Source organism: Gordonia amicalis NBRC 100051 = JCM 11271 (assembly GCF_000332995.1).
Lineage (GTDB): Bacteria > Actinomycetota > Actinomycetes > Mycobacteriales > Mycobacteriaceae > Gordonia > Gordonia amicalis.
Genome location: NZ_BANS01000091.1, coordinates 1 through 533, shown reverse-complemented (window position 1 = coordinate 533; position 533 = coordinate 1). Strand labels below are relative to the sequence as shown.

The 533-nt window shown below is 59.5% G+C and carries 1 pseudogene; it reads right to left on the bottom strand.

The window, feature by feature from the left end:
• Nucleotides 1-533, bottom strand: a pseudogene (locus GOAMI_RS22275) (integrase core domain-containing protein); the annotation flags it as partial.

The window sequence follows — 533 nt, the reverse complement described above, 5'->3', positions numbered from 1 at the left end:
TCTGTGGTGATTGTAGTGATGAACCCAGTCCTGGTAGGTCTGGGCGCGGGCCTCGTCTGACAGGTAGGTCTGGGCGTAGGCCCATTCCTGGTTCAGCGTCCGGTTGAATCGTTCGACTTTGCCATTGGTTTGTGGTCGGTACGGACGGGTACGTTTGTGCGTGATCTCGGGACCCAGGGTTTGCTTGAAAAGGTGTGAGCGGTAGCAGGATCCGTTGTCGGTGAGTACCTGTTTGACGGTGACTCCGTGACTGTTGAAGTAGGTCGTTCGCACGCGACCAGAATCCGGCGGCGGTCTCTTTACGTTCGTCGCCGAGGATCTCGGAGTAGGCCAGTCGGGTGTGGTCATCAACGGCGTGATGAACGAAGGCGTAGCCGCGACCGTTCTTCTTGTTGTTGCGGTTACCGATCGTGCGTCCGAGTTTGCGGTGTCCGCCGCCGTTGGGGATCCGGCCGAGTTTCTTGATATCGACGTGGATCATGTCGCCGGGCTCTGGATGCTCGTAACGGCGTGGTCGAGGCCGGCGGACGACC